Annotated in this window: 5 protein-coding genes; all 5 read right to left on the bottom strand. The window is 26.9% G+C overall.

The genetic code is table 11. The features are described 5' to 3' along the window. On the bottom strand, positions 1 to 1,013 hold a 1,013-nt coding region (locus NSA58_RS13845; RefSeq protein ID WP_257560584.1), incomplete at its 3' end, for a BMP family lipoprotein. 355 nt (positions 1,014 to 1,368) lie between these two features. Next, positions 1,369 to 1,974, bottom strand: coding sequence for a hypothetical protein (locus NSA58_RS13840; protein ID WP_052232984.1), 606 nt, complete (start codon positions 1,972 to 1,974; stop codon positions 1,369 to 1,371). Between the two features lie 236 nt (positions 1,975 to 2,210). Continuing rightward, positions 2,211 to 3,404 (bottom strand): pyridoxal phosphate-dependent aminotransferase, encoded by a 1,194-nt coding sequence (locus NSA58_RS13835; RefSeq protein ID WP_074080181.1) that lies wholly within the window; start codon positions 3,402 to 3,404, stop codon positions 2,211 to 2,213. Positions 3,405 to 3,542: 138 nt separating this feature from the next. Beyond that, the gene (locus tag NSA58_RS13830; RefSeq protein ID WP_074429937.1) at positions 3,543 to 5,234 is read right to left on the bottom strand and encodes a M3 family oligoendopeptidase; all 1,692 of its coding nucleotides are present in this window, start codon (positions 5,232 to 5,234) and stop codon (positions 3,543 to 3,545) included. Between the two features lie 105 nt (positions 5,235 to 5,339). Continuing rightward, on the bottom strand, positions 5,340 to 6,491 hold a 1,152-nt coding region (locus tag NSA58_RS13825; RefSeq protein ID WP_257560583.1), incomplete at its 5' end, for an ion channel.

The raw sequence follows: 6,491 nt of genomic DNA, 5'->3' as shown, positions 1-6,491 counted from the left end.
TTATATTCTTCTTCTGTTTTTGGAACTGTTATTTCTCCATCTTGTAATTTTTTCATTTGTTCATTAACATAATCTAATACATCTTGTGAAACTAAATTTTTAGTAGTATCTGGTATACCTACTGCATTTTCCTCTAAACCATATACTGTTTCTGTTCCACCTTCAAATTTTCCATTAACAAAATCTTTTACTGTTTCAAATATTCCAACATCAACTCTTTTTATAGCTGAAGTTAAAACATTATCAACTGCTAAATCACTTTGATCTCTATCTACACCTATTCCATATTTTCCAGCTTCTTTTATAGCTTCTATAGCACCTGTTCCAACATCTCCACCTGCTATAAATATTACATCTGCTTTATTAGACATCATTTGATTAGCTATAGCTTTTCCTTTTGCTTGATCTGTAAAAGAGTTTGCATATTGTGACTGTATTTCACAGTCAGGGTTTGCTGTTTTTACACCAGCCATATATCCATATTTAAAAGTATCTATAACTGAAAGTTGCATTCCACCTATAAATCCTACATTATTTGTTTCACTCATTTTAGCAGCTATTAAACCTACTAAGTAAGCTGATTGTTCTGCATTAAATAATACTGATTTCACATTTGAAGGTATTTCTTCATATGTTTCATCTACCATTAAGAATTTTTGCTCCGGATAATCCTTTGCAGCAGTTTCTATTGTTTGTGATAATTTAGAACCTACCCCTACAATTAAATCCACTTCTTCATCAACTAGTGTTTCAACATTTGTTGCATAATCTGCATCTTGCTTTGATTCTAAATATTTAACCTCTACACCTAGTTCTTTTTTAGCTCTTTGTAAACCTTCCCATGCCGATTGATTAAATGATTGATCATTTACCCCTGCAACATCTGTTATCATAGCAACTGTATACTTATCCTTTTGGCTTCCTTCATTCTCTGATTTTCCAGCACATCCAGTTAAAAATGATGTTGATATAATTCCTGCCATTGCAAGTGTTACTATTTTTTTAAATTTCATTTTGTCTTTACCTCACTGTCTTAAAATATTACCTAATGACACTTGTATGTTTACATATTATTTATAACTTTTTTTACAGTTATTTGTGCTAATAAAAAATCCCTTTACCCAAAAAAGATAAAAGGATGCCTACACACTAAAATCAATAAAATATGTAACTATTCTTTTTAGCCTCTCGGGACTATTTTAAAGTATCAATATTTAATTCTTAAGGTAGTATAATATAATTTATATATATTGTCAATATTATTCATTTTCATTTTTTACATTTTATTAATTATTATAAGTACTTATTATTTCTATATAAAAAGAACCTAGCACTTTATTTAGCACTAAGTTCCTAATTTACTTTATCTTATTTTTGTAGTAATTCAAAGTATCCTGATGGATGGAAGAAATATATTGATCCATTATCTTTATCTACTAAGTAAGCCATATCAGTTTCTAAATTTGGTAAAAATACATATCCTCTTATTCCTTTTTCTTTTATTGCTTCAAAAGTATTTTCATCACCTTGGTATGTATAAGTAAAATCAGATTTTTCAACGTCTTTTATATATTTATTTAAAACTGCTTCAGCTTCTGATTTTGTCATTCCTATTTGAACTTCTTCTTTTTCTTTATCTTTATCATCTTTTACAACTGTTTCATCAGCTGGTTTAGTAGATTCTTCTTTTTTACTTTCTTCTTTCTTATCATCTACTTTTATTTCTTCTTTTGAAGGTTGTTTATTTTCTACAACTGTAGTTTCAACTTTAACTGGTTTAGTAGTATTTTCGCTTTGTGTTGTTTTATCTTCAGTATCTTTTATAACTTGTGTATTTTCAGTATTTGTCGCTTGCTCAACTTTTACTGGTTTTACATTTTCTTGTCCATCTTTTTGTGAGATTGCATTTGTAATCGGAGTTATTAATAATGCTCCACTTAATAATAATGTTATAGCTATAATTCCTTTTTTCATTTTTCAACACTTCCTCATAATTTATTTTAAGATTTCTTAGTTTTTATTTTTTCTTTTATTTATACTATTATAATATCATTACCCCTTGAAAAATTACAGTTACACCCTTGTTACTTTGGATTACAAAATAGTAACATAGATAATTACAAGAATGTTACCATTTTTCAATATTTTGTGGGAAATGCTACAAAAAAACAGAGTCCTTTGTTGAACTCTGTTTTTTATTATATACAAACTTATTTATTTAATTTAAGGTAAGTTTCTAAACCTTCTTTTAAAATTGTTGCTGCCTTAAATAAATCTTTAGTATTCAATACATATGCCAGCCTTATTTCGTCAACTCCCAGGCCTGGTGTTTGATAAAATCCTTCAGCTGGACAAGGCATTACAGTTTCGCCATTTATATCAAAATCACTTAATAACCATTTAGTAAAATGATCTGCATCTTTTACAGGCAATTTTGCAACTATATAAAAAGCACCACTAGGTTTTTTACAAATTACTCCTGGAACTTTTATAAGTTCATTATAGAGTACATCTCTTCTTTGTCTATATTCTTCATTAACTTCTTTTAAGTATGAATTATCTGTTTTATAAAGCTCTATAGCTCCCAATTGCTCTAAAGTAGGCACAGATAATCTTGCTTGACATAGCTTCAGTATTCCTTCCATGAAAGGCTTATTTTTAGAAGCTAATGAACCTATTCTTGCACCACAAGCACTATATCTTTTAGAAACAGAATCAACAATTATTACTCTGTCTTTTACTTTGTCGAGAGTACCTATACTAACATACTCACCTTCATAAACAAATTCTCTATAAACTTCATCAGCTATTATCCATAAATTGTGTTCAACTGCTATATCTGCTACCATTTCTAATTCTTCTTTTGTATAAACTACACCTGTTGGATTACCTGGATTAGAAAATAGTATAGCCTTAGTTTTATCATTAATTTTTGATACTATTTCTTCTTTACCTGGTAAATGGAATCCATTTTCAGCTAAAGTCGTAATAGGGTTAATATTTACTCCTACAGATTTTGAGAAGTTAAAATAATTTGAGTAAAAAGGTTCAGGAACTAATACATTATCACCTTCATCGCAAATAGTAAGCATGGTAAATAATAAAGCTTCACTACCACCATTTGTAATCAAAATCTCATCATTTTTAAAGTCTAAATTATAATTTGTGTAATACTTTCTTATGGCTTCAATAAGTTCTGGCAAACCTTCTGATAATGCATATTCCAAAACTTCACCTTTATATTCTCTTATAGCTTTTAAGAAGCCTTCTGGCGTTATTATATCTGGTTGACCTATATTTAGATGATAAACTTTTTTACCCTGATTTTTTGCTTTTGCAGCAAAAGTTAATAATTCCATTATGGTTGATGGTGGAACTGATTGTATTCTTTTTGAAATATTCATAAAATGTCCTCCTAACTTACTTCTTCAAACTTAGAATTTCCATATGTAGCGAATAATATTTTGTAAATAATGATATAAATATTATTTACAAAATATAAAAAGCTAAGAATATGTCATTTACACATTCTTAGCTTTCTTTTATAAATTTTTTTCAAATTTTTCTATATTCATTTCTAAATTTTTTATTATAAATTCAATACAATTATCATCAAAAGGTGAGATTAAATTACCTGTTTTAACTATTTGTAAAAAAGACTCTGTTCCTCCTACTTTACAAATTCTCAAATAATCTTCCCATCCATTTTCTTTATTCTCCTCCATCTTCTTAAGGAATTGGAATGCGCAAATTTGTGCTAATACGTAGTCAATATAATAAAATGGATCTTTAAATATATGTCCTTGTTTAAAGAACCAACAACCTTTTTCTAGTATTTTATTGTCATCATAATCCCTATGTGGAAGATATTTTTTCTCTAAGTCTCTCCATACTGCTTTTCTTTCAGCTTTACTCATGTAAGGATTATCATATATAATATGTTGAAACTCATCTACTACAACACCATAAGGTAAGAATTTTATAGCTGAAGTTAAATGTGCAAATTTATATTTATCAGTATCCTCTTTAAAAAAAATATCCATCCAAGGATAAGTTATAAATTCCATACTCATAGAGTGAATTTCACAACTATCTAAAGTTGGGAAATTTATTTCTTGCATGTCTATATATCTAGACATAAATAATTGGAATGCATGACCTGCCTCATGAGTTAATACATCCATATCTTCGCTAGTTCTATTAAAGTTAGAGAAAATAAAAGGTGCTTTGTAATCTGGAATATATGTACAATATCCTCCAGCAGATTTATTATGTTTAGTTTCTAAATCCATAAGGTCGTTTTCCAGCATAAAATCAAAGAACTCTTTTGTCTCTGTTGATAACTCATTGTACATTTTTATACCATTTTCTATTATGTAAGATGAATCTCCCTTAATAGTGGCATTTCCATCTAAAAATTCTAAGTTCTCGTCAATATAAGTTAATTTATCTAAGCTTAATCTTTTAGCTTGTTTTTCATATAATTTATTGCAAAGAGGCACTATATATTCTAGTACTTGTTTTCTCAATTTAACTACCATTTCTGGATTGTAATCCGTTCTATCCATTCTTATATAACCCAGTTCAGTAAAATTATTGAAGCCTAATTTTTTAGCCATATCATGTCTTACTTTTACTAAGTTATCATAAATTTCGTCAAATTCTTCTTCATGTATTTCAAAGTAGTTGTAATAAGCTTTAGATGACTCTTCTCTCTCTTTTCTATCTTGAGATAACATATATTTATAAAGTCCAGATAAATTCAATTCCTCATTGTTAAAATTAATCTTTGCTGAGGCTAATAATTTTGTATATCTAGACATTAATTTATTTTCTTCTTGTAAGTCAGGTATTATCTCTGGAGAAAAAGATTTTAAAGAGTATTCACATATTTTATAAAACTGTTCACTAAAATCATTTATTATATTTTCTTTAAATTTAGAGTTAACAATTACTTTATAAAAATCTGAATTTAACTCTGTATAAAGAGGCCCATACTCATCCCAGTACTGCGTTTCTTTTTCATAAAACTCATCTGCCGTATTTATACTATTTCTGATTGAAGCTAAAGTAGACATAGTTTCAATGTGCTTTCTAGTATTATTTAATTCCATTATATATGTATGTTGATCTTTATAATTATCAGCAGTTTTTATTTTATTTACTAAATCTAAAAATGATTTTTTTATTTCTCCATAATTAGGTCTTTCATATTTATAATCTTGAAATTTCATTTATTACCTCCTAATTTTTACAATAAATATAATTTATCATATACAAAGTTATTTTACAAAATTTTTCCCTTATATTTCTTCTAATAAAAATTGAATGTATTCTTCTTATCTCGTAATCTTTCTAGCTAAAGTAGCAGTCCAAACACCAACCATTGTAACTCCTAGCAACATTTCCACACATGAAAATAATACACTATAGCCTATTGGGAAAATATCTCCATATCCCACAGTTGTAAACGTAACTAAACTAAAGTAAAAGCAATCTATTAAATCCATATACATTAGTTTCCTAGGCAAATAAGATAATATATTTAAATTATAATGTATTATCCTTTCATTAACACAAAGACCTGAAAACATATATATAATTGAAAATATTAATACAATTTCTAAAGATGATATTAGGGCAAATGTTGGCCTTTCACCATACCCACATGAGTAATAAAAAATATTTGATTTTACTTTCTCCAATCCTTTTAAAGATTTTCTTTCTGCACATTTTGCAAGGTAGTAATATTCTCCTGCGTAATTAAATAACCTATTTTTCTCAAATACAGCAGATATACTTTTGTATGCCTTAAATATATTTTCATATTCATTTTTATCTTTTTTATTTAACTTTAATAAATCTATAAACGTATTTTCATCTACTTTACTTATAAACTCATCTTCAAAACTTAGTAGATTTATATCCGTTCTTATAGTTTTCATGGATTTTAGATCACAATCAGAAAAAATTATACTATCAATAAAACATTGATTAAAAATACTATTTCTAATACTACTTAAAGAAATCTTAACTTCTGTAAATTTAACACTCTCAAATACTATATTTTTCATATTGGTTTTATAAAAGTTACACCTTTCAAATACACAATTTTCTTTAAATAAGACTATTATTTTTTCTTCATCTTCAAAATTACAATGTGAAAACTGTACATTGTTAAATTTACAGTTTTCAAATATACTACCAAAAAAAGTACAGTTTTCAAACTTAATATTATTAAAATTGCAGTCAATAAACTTATTGTAATCTATTTTTTTATTAGATATATTTTTGTATATATGTTTTGAATCAAGACTTTTTGTTCCTATAGTTTTATTTTCAACATGAGTAAATAGATATTTTACTTCATCAATATCAAGGACCTCTTTATTCTCACCATATATTTCACTTATCTTGTACTTATTATCATCTCTATAACCTATCTTCAGATCATTTAGTTTATCATTACTTTTCATGCATCTTCTTTCTAG

This window comes from Terrisporobacter muris (genome assembly GCF_024621905.1).
Classification (GTDB): Bacteria; Bacillota; Clostridia; order Peptostreptococcales; family Peptostreptococcaceae; genus Terrisporobacter; species Terrisporobacter muris.
The sequence above is the reverse complement of the archived record's forward strand: the minus strand, read 5'-3'. Positions and strand labels throughout refer to the sequence as shown.

What these genes read in the sequence shown, in the direction of transcription:
- NSA58_RS13830 (WP_074429937.1), bottom strand. Translation starts at nt 5,234, where the DNA reads ATGAAATTTCAAGATTATAAATATGAAAGACCTAATTATGGAGAAATA.
- NSA58_RS13840 (WP_052232984.1), bottom strand. Translation starts at nt 1,974, where the DNA reads ATGAAAAAAGGAATTATAGCTATAACATTATTATTAAGTGGAGCATTA.
- NSA58_RS13835 (WP_074080181.1), bottom strand. Translation starts at nt 3,404, where the DNA reads ATGAATATTTCAAAAAGAATACAATCAGTTCCACCATCAACCATAATG.